Origin of the sequence: Anditalea andensis (assembly GCF_000714815.1) — a bacterium.
In the GTDB taxonomy this organism is placed as follows: Bacteria; Bacteroidota; Bacteroidia; order Cytophagales; family Cyclobacteriaceae; genus Anditalea; species Anditalea andensis.
This window is the reverse complement of record NZ_JMIH01000016.1, coordinates 430,425-450,447: the sequence shown is the minus strand read 5'-3', so window position 1 is coordinate 450,447 and position 20,023 is coordinate 430,425. Positions and strand designations below refer to the sequence as shown.

Annotated in this window: 12 protein-coding genes; all 12 read left to right on the top strand. The window is 42.7% G+C overall.

What is annotated here, in order from left to right; translation table 11 throughout:
• The first annotated feature begins 5 nt into the window (after nucleotides 1–5).
• The 12 genes from EL17_RS10190 (at nucleotide 6) to EL17_RS10135 (ending at nucleotide 20,021) form a co-directional block, all read left to right on the top strand.
• Nucleotides 6–860, top strand: a complete 855-nt coding sequence (locus tag EL17_RS10190; RefSeq protein ID WP_035073295.1) for an amidohydrolase family protein — start codon at nucleotides 6–8, stop codon at nucleotides 858–860.
• Between the two features lie 4 nt (nucleotides 861–864).
• A complete protein-coding gene (locus EL17_RS10185; protein WP_035073292.1) occupies nucleotides 865–1,899 on the top strand; it encodes an L-rhamnose/proton symporter RhaT in 1,035 nt (344 codons plus the stop codon).
• Between the two features lie 58 nt (nucleotides 1,900–1,957).
• Nucleotides 1,958–3,013 carry a Gfo/Idh/MocA family protein gene (locus tag EL17_RS10180; protein WP_035073533.1) on the top strand — a complete coding sequence of 352 codons (1,056 nt, stop codon included), beginning with the start codon at nucleotides 1,958–1,960 and terminating at the stop codon, nucleotides 3,011–3,013.
• Between the two features lie 202 nt (nucleotides 3,014–3,215).
• Nucleotides 3,216–4,466 (top strand): ribulose-bisphosphate carboxylase large subunit family protein, encoded by a 1,251-nt coding sequence (locus EL17_RS10175; RefSeq protein WP_035073531.1) that lies wholly within the window; start codon nucleotides 3,216–3,218, stop codon nucleotides 4,464–4,466.
• The gene (locus EL17_RS10170) at nucleotides 4,466–5,854 is read left to right on the top strand and encodes a four-carbon acid sugar kinase family protein (protein WP_035073289.1); all 1,389 of its coding nucleotides are present in this window, start codon (nucleotides 4,466–4,468) and stop codon (nucleotides 5,852–5,854) included. Before EL17_RS10175 ends, EL17_RS10170 begins: the two co-directional genes overlap by 1 nt.
• Nucleotides 5,855–5,871: 17 nt before the next feature.
• The gene (locus tag EL17_RS10165) at nucleotides 5,872–6,534 is read left to right on the top strand and encodes an aspartate/glutamate racemase family protein (RefSeq protein WP_035073286.1); all 663 of its coding nucleotides are present in this window, start codon (nucleotides 5,872–5,874) and stop codon (nucleotides 6,532–6,534) included.
• A 12-nt stretch (nucleotides 6,535–6,546) separates the two neighbouring features.
• Nucleotides 6,547–7,860 (top strand): bile acid:sodium symporter family protein, encoded by a 1,314-nt coding sequence (locus EL17_RS10160; protein ID WP_035073283.1) that lies wholly within the window; start codon nucleotides 6,547–6,549, stop codon nucleotides 7,858–7,860.
• 278 nt (nucleotides 7,861–8,138) lie between these two features.
• Nucleotides 8,139–9,269 carry a glycoside hydrolase family protein gene (locus EL17_RS10155; RefSeq protein WP_035073280.1) on the top strand — a complete coding sequence of 377 codons (1,131 nt, stop codon included), beginning with the start codon at nucleotides 8,139–8,141 and terminating at the stop codon, nucleotides 9,267–9,269.
• Nucleotides 9,253–12,558 (top strand): glycoside hydrolase family 2 TIM barrel-domain containing protein, encoded by a 3,306-nt coding sequence (locus tag EL17_RS10150; protein ID WP_051719924.1) that lies wholly within the window; start codon nucleotides 9,253–9,255, stop codon nucleotides 12,556–12,558. The genes EL17_RS10155 and EL17_RS10150 overlap by 17 nt, the downstream gene beginning before the upstream one ends.
• A 79-nt stretch (nucleotides 12,559–12,637) precedes the next feature.
• Nucleotides 12,638–16,072, top strand: a complete 3,435-nt coding sequence (locus EL17_RS10145) for a glycosyl hydrolase (protein ID WP_035073277.1) — start codon at nucleotides 12,638–12,640, stop codon at nucleotides 16,070–16,072.
• A gap of 60 nt (nucleotides 16,073–16,132) precedes the next feature.
• Nucleotides 16,133–17,557: a sialate O-acetylesterase gene (locus tag EL17_RS10140; RefSeq protein ID WP_035073274.1), complete on the top strand. Its 1,425-nt coding sequence runs from the start codon at nucleotides 16,133–16,135 to the stop codon at nucleotides 17,555–17,557.
• 85 nt (nucleotides 17,558–17,642) lie between these two features.
• Complete coding sequence (locus tag EL17_RS10135) at nucleotides 17,643–20,021, top strand: DUF5703 domain-containing protein (protein WP_035073272.1); 2,379 nt, start codon at nucleotides 17,643–17,645, stop codon at nucleotides 20,019–20,021.
• The last annotated feature ends 2 nt before the right edge of the window (nucleotides 20,022–20,023 follow it).

Genomic DNA, 20,023 nt, shown 5'->3' with positions numbered 1-20,023 from the left:
TCACTGTGAAGATAATTGATACACATATTCATATATGGGATTTTAGTAAAGCCCGATATGAATGGTTAGAGAATGATAATTCCATTCTTAGGAAAAATTATAGTATTCAAGATTTGGAGGAGGAAAGGTTAGAGGCAAATGTGTGCAGTGGAGTTTTTGTCCAAGCAGCCAATAATTTCGAGGATACGGACTGGATGCTGGAAGTAGCCAAAAATACAAACTGGATAGATGGAGTAGTAGGATGGTTGCCCCTGATGGATCCTGACCTCACCCAAAAAATGCTATTGGAAAAATACCATATAAATCCATACTTCAAAGGCGTTAGGCATCTGATACATGATGAAGCTGATCCCAAGTGGCTTTTGCAGCCACAGGTGATAGAGAGCCTAAAGATCCTCTCACGGCACGGACTGACTTATGACATAGTAGGGATTTTACAGGAACATATCAGAACAGCGCTGAAAGTGGCAGAGATAGTTCCGGAACTTAAAATGGTTTTTGACCACCTAAACCAACCTCCGATGAATGCTAAACCTGGGTTTGGGGAATGGGGCGACCTAATGAAAGAAGCTTCTGGCAATGTGAATTTTTTTACTAAAATATCAGGATTGGGCTCAGCCTCCGGCAAACCTTATCAATGGGGAGAAGTGGATATTACTCCTGCTGTAGAATTTACATTAAGTAATTTTGGGGTAAAAAGATGTTTTTGCGGAGGGGATTGGCCTGTTTCTTTATTGGCAGGGTCTTATAGGGAGACTTGGAATACCTACCTGAATGTTTTTAAGGGAATACTAAGTGAAGATGAACAAGAAAAAGTTTTGTTTCAAAATGCTGCAAAATTTTACAATTTAAACTATTAAGTGAATGAGTGTAATCGGAGGAGTGATGTTCCATGCGGTAGGTGCATCTTTTGCCGCCCTTTGCTATACCCCACAGAAGAACGTAAAGCAGTGGTCATGGCAGACTTATTGGCTGGCCCAGGCATTTATCTGCTGGTTTTTCTTGCCATTTTTAGTAGCATGGATTACTATTCCACATCTTTCTGAAGTTTTAAGAAATTCACCTACGGATGCTATGTGGAAAGCTTTCGGGCTGGGTATGGCTTATGGAGTAGGAGGGACGGCCTTTGGGATAGCCATTAGGTATATTGGTTTTTCTTTGACATATGCCATTTCTATTGGTATCTCCTGTGTGGTAGGGACGCTCTTACCCCCTTTTGTCAGAGGAGAGCTGGTTACGGTTCTTCAGCAGGATGGAGCAGAGTGGATTGTTATTGGAATGATTCTAGGGGTTATGGGTATTGCACTTTGTGGTCTTGCAGGAAGATATAAGGAAACAGATTTAGTAAAAGCCCTAAATATCGACACTACATTTTCTATAAAAAAAGGTCTTCCGCTTTGTATATTGGCAGGAGTTTTATCCGCCTTATATGGTTTTTCAATTGATCAAGGTCAGCCGATAGCAGATGTAGCTGTAGAGTATGATGCGGGAAATTTCCAAAGCAATGTCATCTATATTTTCTCAAATACTGGAGCTTTTATCACTACGCTGGTATACTGTATCTTTTTGCATAATAAAGAAAATACCTTTAGTGAATTCTTTGCCAAATCAACTCCACTTTCCAAGAACTATATTTTTGCCATCATCACCGGGATGCTCTGGTATTCCCAGTTCTTTTTTTATGGCTTGGGACATGTAAGAATGGGAGATTATAAATTTTCAAGCTGGGCTGTCCACATGATTATGCTGGTGATGTTTAGTACTATAGCCGGCTTGGCTTTAAAAGAATGGACACAGGCACGCAAAAAGACTATCGTAATTTTGGTGATTGCTTTGGTCGTATTGGTACTGGCAGTATTATCCCTTACTATTGGCAATTTGTTGGCGGATTATTATTGATATATTACAAAGTGCTTATACGAGATGATACCATCACAAACATAAAAAATATATGGCAATGAAAGTCCACACTACATCTTCTTTCAAAATCCAGATTATCGGTGCAGGAGGGATCGTAAATGATGCCCATTTGCCTGCTTATAATATAGCTGGATATCCGGTAGCGGGGATTTTCGATATTGACAAAGCAAAAGCATCCGTTCTCCAAAAGAAGTTTAATCTACCTAAAGTTTATGGCAGTATAGAAGAAATGGTAAGCAATTCTGACCATTCTACCATATTCGATGTAGCCGTGCCCGGGAGTGAAATCTTTGCAACTCTTCAAAAATTACCGAACCATGCTGTGGTTTTGATCCAAAAACCTATGGGCAATAATTTAGATGAGGCAATAGCCATCCGGAGTTTATGTAGAGAAAAACAAATAATAGCAGGTATGAATTTCCAGCTGAGATATGCACCATTCATATTAAAAGCACGGGAATTAATCTCTGATGGGACTATTGGGGAACTCTGTGATTTGGAAATCAATATCAACGTATATACTCCATGGCATTTATGGACTTTTCTCAATGAGGCTCCCAGGGTAGAGATCTTATACCACAGTATACATTATATTGATCTGATTCGATCTTTTATTGGAAATCCTAAATCCATATATGCACGGACATTAAAACATCCTCAGGTTACAAATCTAGCTTCTGTGAAAAGTAATATTCTGATGGATTACAATGAATTTGTTCGTGCCCACATTCATACCAATCATAATCATAACTTTGGAGATAAGCATCAGCATGCTTTTATTAAATTTGAAGGAAGTAAGGGTGCTATTCGCGTTGAGCTGGGATTATTGAAAAATTATCCCGAAGGTGATGAAGATGTTTTTGAATGGGTGGAAATAAAAGAAGGTGAGCAAGCGAAATGGCAAAAACTTGACATTGATGGTAGCTGGTTTCCCCATGCTTTTATAGGCTCCATGTCGGAAATGATCAAAGTAATGAATGATAGAAATTATGTTCCTGATAATAGTATAGAAGATTGTATTCACACCATGGCCTGCGTAGAATCAGCTTATCAGTCCAGTAAAAGTGGTGCCGTCTCCGTAGTGAAAGTTTAATTGGGATAATATTCCTGTAATAAAGCAGTAAAACCTTCAATTGTTTGTAACCTAAGCAGGTAAGTTCAGGATTCTAAATAATAAGTGAATAACTACCTTGGTGATGGGGTTTATTGTTTTTAAAAGGTAGGGTAAGAGGCAACTCTATACCTTACTTTTTTTCATCCCATTTGTTTTTAAATACCTGAGAAATATAATGGTAATGGAAAGGGTAACTGCAACTTATTATATAGAAACACCTTATGAGGTAACTGCTGCTGCAGAAGTATTAGCCGGTGAGCAATCTTCCGGAACTTTCGTGGAAGTGCCAAATGAAACCCAAGAATTAAAACAGCGCTTTGCTGCAAGAGTGGAATCCACAGAATTTTTAGAGACTGTCAACACCCCAGCTATTCCGGGAGCTAATTCCCGTAGTGGACAATACCATAGGGCAATAGTGAAAGTCTCGTGGTCCATTGAAAATTTTGGATTTAACCTTCCGGTTTTAATATCAACACTACAGGGTAACCTCTATGAAATCACCCAGTTTACCGGATTAAAATTAATGGATGTGGATATTCCTGATTCCTTTGCCAACCATTATAGAGGGCCCAAATTCGGAATAGAAGGCTGCAGATCACTGACTGGCGTGCCAAGTGAAAGGCCATTAATCGGTACCATCATAAAGCCCAGCATCGGCATGAGCCCTGAGGTGACGGCAGAGTTGGTTAAAACCCTGGTAGAGGCTGGGATTGATTTTATCAAAGATGATGAACTGATGGGTTCTTCGGCCAACTCTCCCTTTGATCAGCGAGTAGATGCCATAATGAAAGTGATCAATGACCATGCTGATAAAACAGGTAAAAAGGTCATGTATGCATTCAATATTTCGGATGAAATGGATGCCATGCAGGCCCATTATGATAAAATAGTAAGTGCTGAAGGTACCTGTGCTATGATAAGTATCAACAGCGTAGGAATGGCAGGGGTGAAGAAGATATGTGACAGAGGAGAACTCTCCATTCATGCTCACAGAAATGGATGGGGTATGATGAACCGGCATCCTTTATTGGGAATAGATTTCTCCGCCTACCAGAAATTCTGGAGATTGGCGGGGGTGGACCAGCTTCATGTCAACGGCATTCAAAATAAATTTTGGGAATCGGACGATTCGGTGGTTAAATCCATACAGGCATGTTTACAACCCATGCTTGGAGGCTACCAGGTATTACCGGTAGTTTCATCAGGCCAGTGGGGAGGGCAGGCTCCGGAAACCTACCGTCGTACCAAAACCACAGACCTGTTATATATGGCAGGTGGTGGCATCATGGCTCATCCTTCCGGCCCAGCAGGTGGAGTAGTAGCCTTACAGCAGGCCTGGCTGGCAGCAGTTGATGGTCATTCTGTCGAAGAAGCTACAAAAATATATTCCGAATTTGCCCAATCAGTTCAGAAGTTTGGAACCAAAGCATAATGGATAACAGGCAACCACTATTATTGGCTTTTTACGGAGATGACTTTACCGGGTCCACCGATGCCCTGGAGTTTTTAAATAAGTCAGGAATCAAAACCATCCTATTTATTTCTCCACCTGATGAGGAACAGCTCAAACGATATGAGGGACTACAAGCTATAGGTGTGGCAGGAATGACCCGCTCTATGAATGCGGTAGTTATGGAGGCTGAGCTAATGCTGGCTTTTGAGGCCTTGAAGAATACGGGAGCGTACCATGTTCACTATAAAGTTTGCTCCACATTTGATTCTTCACCGGAGATTGGAAGTATTGGTCAGGCTATAGATATAGGATCAAAGATATTCGGCGGAGCATACATTTCCCTATTGGTAGCTGCTCCTGCTTTGGGCAGATTCTGTGCCTTTGGAAATTTATTTGCCAGAATGGGAACCGGCAGCCAAGGTCCTGTCTACCGCCTGGACCGTCACCCATCCATGAGTAAGCATCCTATTACCCCATCAGAAGAAAGTGATTTAAGACTTCATCTTTCGTTACAAACCGATAAAATTGTAGGCTTGGTGGACGTATTGGAAGTGGAAGGAGGAGAAGAAAAGATCTACGAAGCAGTGAAACGCCATCAGGAATCAGGAGCAGAAGTCATTTTGTTTGATGCCATGTATTCCCATCAAATGTCTGCGATAGGCAAAGAGATAGATAGGGCAGCGAATGGAAAAACCCACTTTTCTGTAGGATCATCCGGTGTAGAGATGGCTTTGGGTAATTACTGGAAAGAAATTGGAAAAATCAATGGAGATACCAACTGGGGAAAGCCTGGAAAAGCCGAAACGCTACTGGTGGTATCCGGTAGTTGCTCACCTGTCACCTTTGATCAAAACCGTTATGCACTTAAAATGGGATTTGCGGATATAGCCTTGGATACTGAAAAGTTGGTAACCGAAGGGAAGGATTTCGATCATAGTCCATATGTAGCTGATATATATAAAGTGCTGCTATCCGGTAAGCCTGTAATACTCCATACAGCTTTGGGAAACAGCGATACCCGAATAAGTCTCACCAAGAATATACTGTCCGAGCAAGGTTTGAGTAAAATCCAGATAGCAGAAAAAACAGCTAAAATTTACGGTGAAGTTATCGGAAAAATCATACGAGAAATTGCCCATAATATAAAAATACATCGCCTGGTAGTTGCTGGAGGGGATACTTCAAGCTATTTGGCCAGAGCACTGGGAATAGAAGCTGTTGAAATGATAGCCCCGGTGGTGCCAGGTGCTCCTTTATGTAAAGCTTATGCTCCAGGTTCGCCCATCGATGGTATGGAAGTGAACTTCAAAGGGGGACAGGTAGGCAGTGAAGATTATTTTATTAGAATTTGGGAAGGTAATTGTTGATATAAAGAACATATGAGATGGAAAAAGGAAAAACATTGGGATTGATACATACATCGGCTACATTGGTGCCGATATTCCAGCAGCTATGCGAAGAACATTTAAAGGGCGTAAAAATTTTCAATATAGTGGATGACAGCCTCATCAAGGATGTAATCTCTAAAGGTAAACTTACTGCCCAAACCTCCAGGAGGGTAGTGGACTATATAGGATCAGCAGAAGCGGCAGGAGCAGATCACGTCTTAGTGACCTGTTCTTCCATAGGTGCGGCAGTAGAAGCTTCAGAATCTTTGACCAATATACCTGTACTTAGAGTGGATCAACCGATGGTGGACTTGGCCATCAAAACAGGTTCTAAAATAGGAGTGGTGGCCACCTTAAACACCACCTTAGACCCAACCACCGATCTAGTGGAAAGAAGGGCAAAAGTTCTGGGCAAGTCCGTAACAGTTACTTCTAAATTATGTGAAGGGGCATTTGATGCCTTGATGGGTGGTGATCCGGATAAGCATGATGAAATGGTAAGTGAGGCGCTGAAAGAACTCTCCGGTAAAGTGGAGGTGATCTTATTGGCCCAGGCATCTATGGCCAGAGTAGTGGCCAAACTGGATGAATCAGATAAAAAGGTCCCTATAATAGCAAGTCCCCCTGAGGCAATAAAATATTTAGCTTCCATCCTGTAAAATACAGGTTAAATGGCCAAGATTCAGAAAACCTTTTTAATACTCTCCCTGGTATCCCTTCTCCTTTTTCTGGGAGGACTGATCCTTGCTTTGCCTGTACTCTGGCAATACACAGCAGTATTTACCTGTGTGAGCTTCGCCATAGGGATAGCGGTTCATCCTGTCTTAAAAGGTTATCAATATACAGCATGGATCATCACCGCCGTAGTGGCAGGAATGATATTTCCATCCGCATTTTTGCAATGGGGCAATGTTGATCTGCGTAACAAATGGCTGATCCTAATAGTAGTCCAGCTGGTGATGTTTGGAATGGGTACCCAGATGAGCCTACGTGATTTTTCAAACTTAGGAAGTACAGGAAAAGGAGTATTGGTCGGCCTCCTCTGTCAGTTTTCCATTATGCCTTTGGCCGGCTATGCTTTGACCAGAATTTTTACACTGGATCCAGAGATAGCAGCCGGAATCATTTTAATGGGCGCCTGCTCGAGTGGGCTTGCATCAAATGTGATGGTTTATCTGGCCCGGGCTAATCTGGTTTTGTCGGTGACAGTAACCGCCATGGCTACATTATTAGCCCCCTTGATGACCCCTTTCTGGATGAAAGTACTGGCAGGAACCTTACTGGATATAAAGTTCATAGACATGATGCTGGAGATTATAAAAATAGTTTTGGTTCCCATAGGCGCGGCTTTGTTACATGATTATTTAAAAGGGGCGGGTAGCCATATAAAAGCTAAATTTGATTTAATAACTGTAGTTGCTCTCGTATACCTGATTTCACTGCCACTGGGACTTTGGAATCTTTTTTCCACCAACATAGGTGTTGAATTACTTCAGTCGCTGGAAATATTCAGTTTTTTTGTGGGAGCCGTAGTAGTAGGGGTATTGTACAATAAGCTTACGCATAGATTTAAGGGTATGGATCTTTTTATGCCTTTAATTTCCATGTTTGGAATCATCTATTTTACAGCTGTTACTACCGCTGCAGGCAGAGAAAATCTGCTTCAGGTCGGCATTGTCCTTTTCTTTGCTTCTGTTATACATAATTCATTGGGATATGTATTTGGATATTGGTTCAGCCGATTCTTGGGTCTGGATATTCCCTCCTCCCGGGCCATGGCTTTGGAGGTAGGGTTACAAAATGGTGGAATGGCCTCCGGACTGGCAGGCACAATGGGGAAATTAAGCACGGTGGGATTGGCTCCTGCGGTATTCAGTCCTTGGATGAATATATCCGGATCAATATTGGCGAACTATTGGCGAAAAAAATCCTACAAGGAAGAGTCTTCATCAGTCGAAGATGAGCCAAAGGTAAAGGTCAATTAATACTCAATATAGCAGGAGAGAGTAGTGTCAAATCATATTTCACCATGGAAGCACAGGAAGGTAAAACTAAAGCGTTTATTTACTTTGTATAGCTGCTTTGATCCCGGCATGAAGCACCACCTAGCGAACGAATTGGCGATGTAAATAGAAAGACAAATAACAGAACAGGAGTTGCGATCTCCGATCTTCGGTCATCGGTCTTCCCTGCCTACCGGCATGCAGTCATCTTCAGTCCCAAAACCAACATTCATCACATTAAGATTATAAAAATACAAATAATGAAACATTCACATCAGGTCATATTATATATCTCTTTGATCTTCATTGGATTATCGTTTTCCTGCACAAAAGGGCTTAATCCTGCCAGGGAAATTACCGGCGAGGTAATGGAGGAAATACACGAGGAAATAAAAACCCCTTATAAATACGGCCTGGTAAAAGTGCCGCCAAGCAATGACCTGAAGATGGATTGCCCGAGTGTTTTTAAAAATGGGGATAAGTGGTATATGGTATATCTGATCTTTGGCGGGAGAGGCTACGAGACTTGGTTGGCAAAGAGTGACGACTTGTTGAACTGGGAAGATATGGGCCGGATCATGTCTTTTTCAGATACCGATGACTGGGATGTAAACCAAAAGGCCGGATATATTGCACTGCAGGATTATGAGTGGGGCGGAAGTTACGAACTGGAAAAATATGACGGCAAATACTGGATGAGCTATTTTGGAGGAGACAGCAGAGGCTATGAAGCAGGACTGCTTTCTATAGGGATGGCCTATACTGAAAGAGACCCCACTGAAGTTCACGAATGGGAAAGACTGGAAGAACCGGTGCTGATGTCGACTGATGAGGATGCGAACTGGTGGGACAACAGTACCATGTATAAAAATTCTGTCATCTGGGATAAAGATAAATCATTGGGCTACCCTTTTTTAATGTATTATAATGCCAGAGGAGACAGTATAAACCCTGCCAAGGGTGCCGAACGCATAGGCCTGGCAGTGTCACATGACATGAGAAATTGGGAACGCTTCCAAGAGGACCCAATGATCAATCACCACAAGGGGATTTCCGGCGACGCCTATATCCAAAAAATTGATGATTTGTACGTGATGTTTTATTTTGGAGCCTTCTGGCCTGACAAACCAGGTATAAGTGCCTATAATCGATTTGCCGTATCAAATGATCTTGTCAATTGGGTCGATTGGGAAGGGGAAGATTTAATATCACCTTCTGAAGATTATGATAATATGTTTGCGCATAAATCTTTTGTGGTAAAGCATGATGGTGTAGTGTATCATTTTTACTGTGCCGTAAATAAAAATGAACAGCGGGGAATAGCAGTAGCTACTTCTAAAGATTTAGGAAAAAGTGAGTTGACTTTCATAAAACATGAAGATAAGAAATAAGGTAAGGGTTTCCTTTCTGATAGGGGGATTGGTCTCTCTGATGGTGATGGGAGATATATATGCACAGACAGTGACAGGTAAACCTGCCGGGATACCTGAACCACCGAAAAAATATAGTTTTGCTCCATGGGAAGACCCTCTGGTCACTAGTATTAATAGAGACCCTTCCCGTGCTACTGCTTATTCATTTACCAATGAACGTGACGCGCTGGAAGGAAATAGAGAGAAAAGCCGGTTGATCATGTTAAACGGGGAATGGGATTTTAAATTTGCCTACAATCTTAAAGAAGCTCCTGCTGATTTTTATCAATCCAAAGTCAGCGGTTGGGACAAAATAGAAGTGCCTTCCAATTGGGAATTGAAAGGATATGATATTCCCATTTACAAAAGTGCGGTGTATCCTTTTAATCCGATCAACCCTCCATTTATACCCAAGGATTACAATGGGGTAGGATCATATCAAAGAAGTTTTACTGTTCCCGGAGAGTGGAAGGATATGAATGTGACCCTTCACTTCGGTGCTGTAAGTTCTTCCTTACAGGTCTGGATCAATGGGGAGTTTCTTGGATATGGTGAAGACAGTTTTCTGCCTTCTGAATTCAATATCACTCCCTATCTTCAGGATGGGGAAAATATAGTCTCTGTACAGGTCCTCCGCTGGAGCAACGGTTCTTATCTGGAAGATCAGGATCATTGGCGTATGAGCGGGATTCAGAGAGAAGTATTTTTAATGGCGGAGCCAAAGGTGAGAATTGCAGATTTTCATTACCAGACCAAATTGGACAAAGATTATAAAGACGCGACTTTTCAGCTCCGTCCGAGAATTGATAATTATACTGGAGAAAAAATTAAAGGATATACCCTAAAGGCCCAGCTATTTGATAAAGAAGGAGAGGCTATATTCGAAAATCCCCTTCAAAAAGATGTGGAAGATATTCTAAATGAAATATATCCCCGACTGGACAATGTCCGGTTTGGCTTGCTGGAAGCCAAAGTGAAGGATCCGAAGAAATGGAGCGATGAGCATCCCAACCTCTATACCCTCGTACTTACCTTAACGGATTCACTGAATAAAGTACTGGAGGTAAAAAGCAGTAAAGTAGGTTTTAGATCGGTGGAGTTTGATGATGAGGGAAGATTGCTCATCAATGGCAAGGAAACGCTAATCTATGGAGTAAACCGGCATGACCACCATCATATACGCGGTAAAGCCATGACCCGGGCAGATATAGAAGAGGATGTCCGCACGATCAAGCAATTCAACTTCAATACCATCAGGACAAGTCATTATCCTAATGACCCCTATTTTTATGATTTATGTGATGAGTATGGGATATTGGTGATCGACGAAGCCAATCATGAAACCCATGGCATTGGTGGAAAGCTGAGCAACGATACCCAGTGGACGCACGCTTTTATGGAAAGGGTAACGCGAATGGTCCATCGGGACAAAAACCATCCAAGTATAATTTTTTGGAGTCTTGGCAATGAAGCAGGGAGAGGACCCAATCATGCAGCCATGGGAGAGTGGACACGGGATTTTGATATCACCAGACCGATACACTACGAGCCTGCACAGGGAAACCATAGAGTGGAAGGCTACATCCCGCCAGATCATCCTGACTATCCAAAATACCATGCCTATAGAGTCCAGGTCCCATCGGACCAACCATATGTGGACATGGTCAGCCGGTTTTATCCGGGAGTATTTACTCCTGCACTACTGGTAAATCAGCATGTGGACAAGCGCCCCATTGTATTTATAGAATACTCCCACTCAATGGGCAACAGTACCGGAAACATGAAAGAGCTGTGGGATGAATTCCGTTCTATGCCACAGGTGATCGGAGGATGTATCTGGGATTTTAAAGATCAGGGACTGTTAAAAGTCAATGATGATGGGGAAGAGTTTTTCGCCTACGGCGGTGATTTTGGAGAAGAAGAGCATCATGGGAATTTCTGTATCAATGGTATAGCTGCCTCTGACGGCAGGCCGAAAGCTGCAATGTATGAATGCAAATGGGTGTATCAGCCTGTAAACAGCCAACTGGTAGATGCTGAAAAAGGCTTAATAAAAATAGAAAACAGGCACGCCCATAAATCATTGGCGGATTATAATGTTAAACTAACCCTGCTCAGAGACGGCAAAGAATTATTCGTAAAAGATATGGATATAATAGATCTGGCCGCAGGAGAAGAAAAAGAGTTAGATATAAGCTCTTATCTCCCCGAAATGGACGGGGGGCAGGAGTACCTGGCATCCCTTTCTTTCCATCTGTCTGTAGATGAAATATGGGCGGACAGAGATCACCTGGTAGCCTCAGATCAGTTTGTTTTAAAGCAGGATTTTAGCAGCAAACGAGAGCCTATAAGCACCGCTTCCACTGTCATGGACCAATCTCATTCAGATCATATCGAGGTGAAGGGAGAGGGGTTCAGTATCAAATTTGACAAAACGAATGGCGCTTTATTTTCATATGTATCTAAGGGGGACGAACAGGTCTTCAGTCCTTTATTGCCCAACTTTACCCGGCCGCTGACTGATAATGATAAAAAGGGATGGAAACCTCATGTAAAGTACAAAGAATGGTATGAAACTGATATAATCTTAAAGGAGATAGAAGCGGCCGAAGATATAAATGGTTTGGTGACCATTTCCAGCAATTATTCTTTAATAGATGATAAGGCAAAGGTGAAGGTAGTCTACCAAATAGATGGTGAAGGAATCATCAAAGTGGATTATACACTGATTCCATACTTTAATCTGCCCAATATTCCTAAGGTGGGGATGACGATGGGATTAAACAGGAGCTTTGATCAGATCACTTGGTACGGCAAAGGGCCTTTGGAAAATTATGTAGACCGTAACCACGGTTTTGAGGTAGGTATATATTCCCAACCGATAGAGGATTTTATGGAACCCTATGTTATGCCCCAGGAAAACGGAAACCGGACAGATGTACGATGGATGACGCTCTCCACACCTTCTAAAGATTCAGGTTTATTGGTACTTGCAGATAGCTTATTAAGTATGAATGCCTGGCCTTATACTGAAAAGAACATTAATGAAGCCACCCATACCTATGATTTGAAGGATGCGGGTTTTATCACGGTCAATATTGATTTGATTCAGATGGGTGTGGGCGGAAATGACAGTTGGTCTGATGTGGGGCAGCCCCTTGAGCAGTATCAGATCAAATCGGCTCCATACAGATACACCTTCTACCTTTATCCTTATGAAGCCAATGAAAATCAGTTGATGGAAAAATTATCCCGGATAAAATTTTAGGTTTACTATAATTGAATAATAAAATCTTAAAAGGGCAGGGATAATATAACTCCAGATTATACACAGTAAACATTCTATAATGAAAAAATACGCTCCCTTATGTTTGTTTTTATTTTTACTGATTATACTATCGGTGGCTACCTCATGCAGGTCTGCCCACAAAGGGAATAATAGCGGAAAATTTTCTTATGACAGTTCACAACCATGGGCCTATTGGTATTGGATGCATGGGGCATATTCTGAGGAAGGCATCACGGCCGATCTGGAGGCGATGAAAGAAGCCGGGTTGGCAGGAGCATATTTGATGTCCATCAAAGGCCCAACAGAAGAGCCCCTGATCGATCCCCCTATCATCCAAACAACGCCTGAATGGTGGGAGATGGTAAAGCATGCCATGAATGAAGCAGACCGGCTTGACCTGAAACTGGCGATGCATTCCTGCGATGGATTTGCTGTAGCCGGAGGTCCGTGGATTACTCCTGACATTTCCATGCAGAAAGTAGTATGGTCGGAAATGATCCAAGAAGGTGGTAAAGTAATTCAGACAGCGCTTCCTCAACCGGAAATAGTAGCCGGACATTATAGAGATATAGCCGTTTTTGCCTTTCCTGTTAAGACTGGAAATCCAAGAAAATCCGGTGACCTTAATCCCAAAATCAGCAGCAACGAAGGAGAAGATGTTTCATTCCTACTGGATGATAGCATGGATGGCAGTTTTTCTACCAACGATGAAGCCTGGATACAATATGAATTTGATGAGCCATTTACTGCGCGGTCTATCCGGATCAAGACAAGCGGAAACAGCTATCAGGCTCACCGCCTGATCATAGAAAAAAGTGATGATGGAATTGATTTCCAAAGGGTAACAAGGTTAAATCCACCCAGGCATGGCTGGCAGGATTGGGATTTTGACTATACCCATAGTATAGAGTCCACCACCGCCCGGTTTTTTAGATTTATTTATGAAAAAGAAGGGACTGAGCCCGGGGCGGAAGATTTAGATGCCGCCAAATGGAAACCTTCTTTAAAAATCAGAACCTTGGAATTATCTGAACATGCCCGGATCAATCAATATGAGGGTAAATCAGGGGCAGTCTGGAGGATCAGTGAGAGAAGTACCGATGTGGACATCCCGACAAATGCGGTAGTGTCCAAAGAAGAACTGATCAACATCAGTGATAAAATGTCGGGAGACGGAAACCTTTTATGGCATGCTCCAGAAGGTGACTGGATGATCATGAGATTTGGGCATACCTCTACCGGCCATACCAATGCCACCGGCGGAGGAGGTAAGGGACTTGAAGTGGATAAATTTAACACTGACGCGCTCAGGTTTCAATTTGACCAATGGTTTGGCGAAGCCCTTCGTACTGCAGGACCCGATCTGGCAGAAAGTGTATTGAAAATTTTACACATTGATAGCTGGGAAGCGGGAAGCCAAAACTGGTCCCCTGTATTTAGCAGTGAATTTAAAGAAAGAAGAGGTTACGACATTCTTGACTACCTGCCTGTTTTTGCAGGGGTTCCCATAGAAAGTGCAGAAGCCTCAGAGAAGATTCTCTTCGATATAAGGAAGACCATATCGGAGTTGGTGGTAGATAAGTTTTTTGTGACCATGGCCGAAGAGGCGCATAAAAACGGAGTGGAATTCAGTGCGGAGAATGTGGCTCCCACGATGATGAGTGACGGTCTGCTGCATTTTAAATATGTGGATCTCCCAGGTGGGGAATTTTGGCTCAACAGCCCTACCCACGATAAACCTAATGATATACGGGATGCTATCTCCGGAGGCCATATATATGGAAAGCAAATCATACAGGCAGAGGCTTTTACCCAATTGCGGATGGATTGGGACGAGCATCCGGGAAATATAAAAGTAGTGGGAGACCGTAATTATGCCTTGGGCATCAACCGTTTTTTTTACCATGTCTTCGTACACAATCCATGGTTGGACAGAAAGCCGGGAATGACATTAGATGCCATAGGTTTATACTTCCAACGTGACCAGACATGGTGGGAGCCTGGCAAAGCTTGGGTAGATTACGCCCAGCGTACACAATACCATCTTCAAAAAGGACATCCTGTAGTCGACCTCGCTGTTTTTGCCGGGGAGGAGATACCCAACCGTTCCGTGTTGCCCGAGCGATTGTTGCCCTTTTTACCGGGAATATTTGGAGAAGAAACAGTTCGTAAAGAGGCTGAACGTAGGGCAAATATAGATCAGCCTACCACCCAGCGACCTAAAGGGGTAACCTATTCTGCTAATATGGCAACAGCTGAGGACTGGACAGATCCACTCAAAGGCTATCAGTATGATTCCTTTAATGCGGATGTATTGCTGAACTTGGCACAAGTAAGGAATGGAAGAGTAGAATTGCCGGGAGGGGCAAGTTATGCCTTATTGGTTTTTCCCGGTAATAGAAAAATGAACCCACATGCATATAGGATGTCGGTGCAAGTGGCTACAAAAATTTTAGAATTAGTAAAATCCGGTGCAACAGTACTGGTAGATGAAAAGGCAACCCATACTTTGGGATACACCGGTGACCATATAGAACAATTGGAGACTGTAATGGAGGAACTGTGGCAAGGATATAATGAAAATTGGAACAAGGATGACGCTCAAAGCTGGCAGGTAGGTCAGGGAAGAGTAGTAAAATTACCTTACCATCAGGCAACATTTGAGGCGCTGGGGCTTCAGCCTGATTTTGTAGCCAAAGATGCCAGTGGAAAATTGAATGAAGGTATTGCCTTTACACACCGTAGAAGTCAGGAGGAGGATATATATTTTATATCAAATCAAAGAGAGGAAAAGAGGGTATTAAATCTTTCTTTTAGAATCAGTGGCAAAGAGCCGGTTTTTTATGACCCGGTATGGGATCGCTATTTTCCGGTGAAGCAGTGGAAAATAGAAAACGGAAGAACGGTCATACCAGTAGAATTGGTGGAAAATGAATCTTTGTTTGTGATTTTTAGGGAAAACACAGATCGCAAGGAGGTAAATATGGGTTCAAACATTACGGAATTCAATACGGTGGCAAATTTGGATAACACTTGGACCATAGATTTTGATGAAACATACAGAGGCCCGAAAAAACCTTTGGTTTGGAATAAGCTACAGGACTGGACCGCGCATGAAAATGATAGTGTGAAATATTACAGTGGCACAGCGGAATACACCACTTCTTTTCAATGGGAAGGAGAGCGTGATGCTGCTCTTTGGCTGGATCTGGGTAAAGTGGCCAATCTTGCGGCAGTGAGGGTCAACGGTCTAGATTGCGGCGTGGCATGGACATATCCGTATAGGGTTGATATTACCGATGCCATTAAACCTGGCCAAAACAGGGTGGAGATTGCGGTAACGAACACTTGGGCCAACAGAATCATCGGAGATTTTAACCTACCGGAAGAAGACAGACTGACAAGATCTTTAGCCCCACTTGAAAGAATAAAAAATAATCCCTTACAGGAAGCAGGTTTAATCGGCCCGGTGAAGATATTAAAAAGGCTTTAACAGCCTAATTCAAATTTAATATTACGCTTACATATGACTACCTATAAATAATCAATCCACATGAATCGATTCTACATATTCATTTTATTGGCATTCACGGCAAGCATACAAAATGCTTTGGGAGAAATTACCCTTCCTGCCATTTTTTCTGATAATATGGTTCTCCAAAGAAATATGGATGCTCCCATGTGGGGCTGGGGATCACCAAACGGGGAAGTCCAGATAAAGCCATCATGGAGCAGCGAAGTTTATCATGCCAAGATCAATGGGGAGGGGCAATGGAGAATAACACTTCCCACACCGGATGCAGGTGGGCCATATCAGATCAGGCTCAATGATGGTGATGAAATTTCATTGAATAATATTCTGATAGGAGATATATGGCTTTGTTCAGGCCAGTCCAATATGGAAATGCCTTTAAAAGGATTTCCAGGGCAGCCGGTAGAAGGGGGAAATGAAGCTATAGTTACTTCACGAAATCCTTCCATTCGACTATTGACTGTTCCCCGTAAAAGCCGGATCAATCCCGAAAATGATTTTGAAGGCGGTTGGAAAATGGCAGAGCCTTCCTCTGTTGGAAATTTCAGTGCCACAGCCTGGTTTTTTGGTCAGCTTCTGCACCAGGTATTGGATGTGCCTATTGGCTTACTTCATGTGTCCTATGGAGGTTCTAATATTGAGGCTTGGATGAACAGCGAGATGCTAAAGGATTTTCCTGAAATTGTCCTCCCTGAGCGCCAGGAGCAGATCAAAGAGCTCAGTCGAACACCGACAGTCCTATATAACGGAATGTTGGCCCCTGTTATAGGTTTCGGTATAAAAGGAGCCATCTGGTACCAGGGTGAGTCCAACTATGACCGCCCGGATCAATATGAGGATTTGCAGATTGCCATGGTGAGGGAATGGAGAAAGGTGTGGGGTCAGGGAGGTTTCCCATTTTACTATACGCAGATATCCCCTTTTGATTACAGTCAGTTTACGCCTGATAAGAAAATAGAGAAAAACAATTCTGCTTATATACGGGATGCCCAGCGAAAGGTCTTGGATCGAATTCCCAAAAGCGGGATGGCAGTATTGATGGATTTGGGTGAAGATAATAATATCCATCCAAAAAGAAAAAAAGAAGTAGGCCATAGACTGGCTTACATGGCCTTATCCCACACATATGATATCACCGGATTTGAATCCTTCAGTCCTGAGTATAGTGGAATGGAGATCAATGAGAATCTAGTTACAGTTTCATTTAACCATGTGCCAAATGGAATAACTTCCTTTGGCAAAGAAGTAACCGGTTTTGAAATTTCCGGTGAAAACCGAAAATTCTATCCGGCCAAAGCGGTACTGCGTAATAAGTCCCTAGTACTTTCTTCTCCTGATGTTCCCAAACCTGTGGCTATCCGCTATGCCTTTAAAGATTTTGTAGTAGGTGAATTATTCAGCACAGGTGGACTGCCACTATCTTCATTTAGGTCAGATGATTGGTAATTAACCTCCCCAAAAATAAATATTAATCACCTTTTCAGCATAGCACAGGGAAGTTGGGAGCTATTCATTTTATATTTTCGGATGAATGGTCAAAAAATTTTACTATCTCATGGTGTTGCTGCTGTTTTCTCAAACGGCCAATGCCCAGAATATTTCTTTAGAGGCTTATAATCCGGTATGGACGAGCCAGAGTAAGAATTCTTCAGAATCCATGCCCTTAGGAGGCGGGGATATAGGCATGAACGTATGGGTGGAAAACAATGACCTGTATTTTTACTTTTCAAAAAGTGGGACTTTTGATGAACATAATACTTTTTTGAAGCTCGGTAGAGTAAAGCTACGCTTAGATCCTAATCCATTTGATAATGAAAGTAGCTTTAGCCAAGAGCTTCATCTGGAAGATGGCCATATCAGTATATTGAGTAAAAACGGACAGGATGATGTGCGCCTCCAGCTGTGGGTGGATGTGTTTAGTCCTGTCATTCATGTGGAAGTGGATAGCCGCAGGGCTATAGAGGTAGAGGCATCCTATGAAACATGGAGGTACAGAGACAGACCTGTCAAGGGGAAAGCCAATAATGCCAATTCATATAAGTGGGCGCCTCAAAGTGAAATCATAACCTATGCAGATCAGGTAGATTTTAAAAAGGATGGTGTGCTGTTTTATCACAGAAACAAAAATGAAGATACAGTATTTGACGTCGTAGTCCAGCAACAAAAAATGGAATCTGTTAAGGACCAGATGATGGATCCTATAAAAGACTTAACCTTCGGTGGATGGATGCGCGGAAAAAATATGATCCCATCCGGAAATGAAGAAAGTGTATATCAGGACACAGATTACAAAGCATGGAAGATCAAGAGTCAAAAGCCTTCACGTACCCATCACCTCGAGATATTCCTTCATACCCAACAAACCCCGCAGCAGCAAGACTGGCATCAAAGCCTTATGGCCTTGGTCAATAAACAGCCGAAGTCCAACAAAAAAGCCAAAACAGCCACAAAGAACTGGTGGAGAAATTATTGGATAAAAAGCTATCTGATAACAGATCCTGATCAGGTGCATCCAAATGATACGGTTTGGCAGGTAGGGAGAAACTATCAGCTTTTCAGGTATATGTTGGGTTGCAATGCTTATGGTAATTATCCTACCAAATTCAATGGGGGATTATTTACTTTTGATCCTGTTCATACCGACTCCACATTGTCCTTCACGCCTGATCATAGAAACTGGGGGGGAGGAACAATGACCGCACAGAACCAGCGACTGGTCTATTTCCCCATGGTCCGTACCGGGGATTTTGAACTGATGAAGCCCCAGTTTAAATTCTATATGAGGAGTTTAAAAAATGCTGAGTTGAGGTCACAGGTTTATTGGGGACATGAAGGGGCTTCATTTACTGAACAGATAGAGAACTTTGGCCTGCCCAATCCTGCTGAATACGGGTGGAAAAGGCCTGAAAATTATGATCCAGGCATACAGTACAATGCCTGGCTGGAATACCAATGGGATACAGTTTTGGAGTTCTGTTTAATGATGCTGGAAACAGAGCGATACACAGGAGAGGACATCAAAGAATATATACCCTTTATCGAAAGCTGCCTCCGGTTTTTTGATGAGCATTATCAGTTTAGAGCCAGAAACAGAAGTGCCAAAACCTTGGATGAAAACGGCCACTTGGTCCTCTATCCGGGAACAGCTAATGAAACGTACAAAATGGCCTATAATGCCAATTCAACCGTTTCTGGGCTTCAGACTATACTAAAGCGATTATTGGAACTGCCTGAAGGTTATCTGGACACTGTGCAATCTGCGCACTGGGAAGAGATGTTGGCGAGGATACCGCCCTTAAGCCTAAGAACCATAGAAGATAATCCGGTATTATCGCCCGCAAAGCTCTGGGAACGCGTAAATAATACTGAGACTCCCCAGCTGTATCCGGTATATCCCTGGGGTATTTACGGGATTGGAAAAGAAGGTTTACAGATAGCCCTCAATACCTGGAAATATGATCCCGACGCCATCAAGTTTCGCAGCCATGTGGGATGGAAACAGGATAATATATTTGCCGCAAGGATGGGTATGACGGAAGAGGCAGCCGAACTTACACTGAGAAAAATGGGGGATTCTGGACGGCGGTTTCCGGCCTTCTGGGGCCCCGGTTTCGACTGGGTGCCTGATCATAACTGGGGTGGGTCAGGAATGATCGGCCTTCAGGAAATGTTGATGCAAACAGATGACGACAAAATCTACCTATTTCCGGCCTGGCCCCGGGACTGGGATGTTAAATTTAAACTACATGCTCCATATCAAACTATCATATCCGGAGAGGTGAAGGATGGGGAGGTGGTTGGACTTCAGATCCTACCGGCTTCCCGAGAAAAAGATGTCGTCAATTTCTTTAAGCTCAATAAACACGAAAAAATAGAATTATCAGAAAATATAGGAAATGGAAAGCCCTGAGC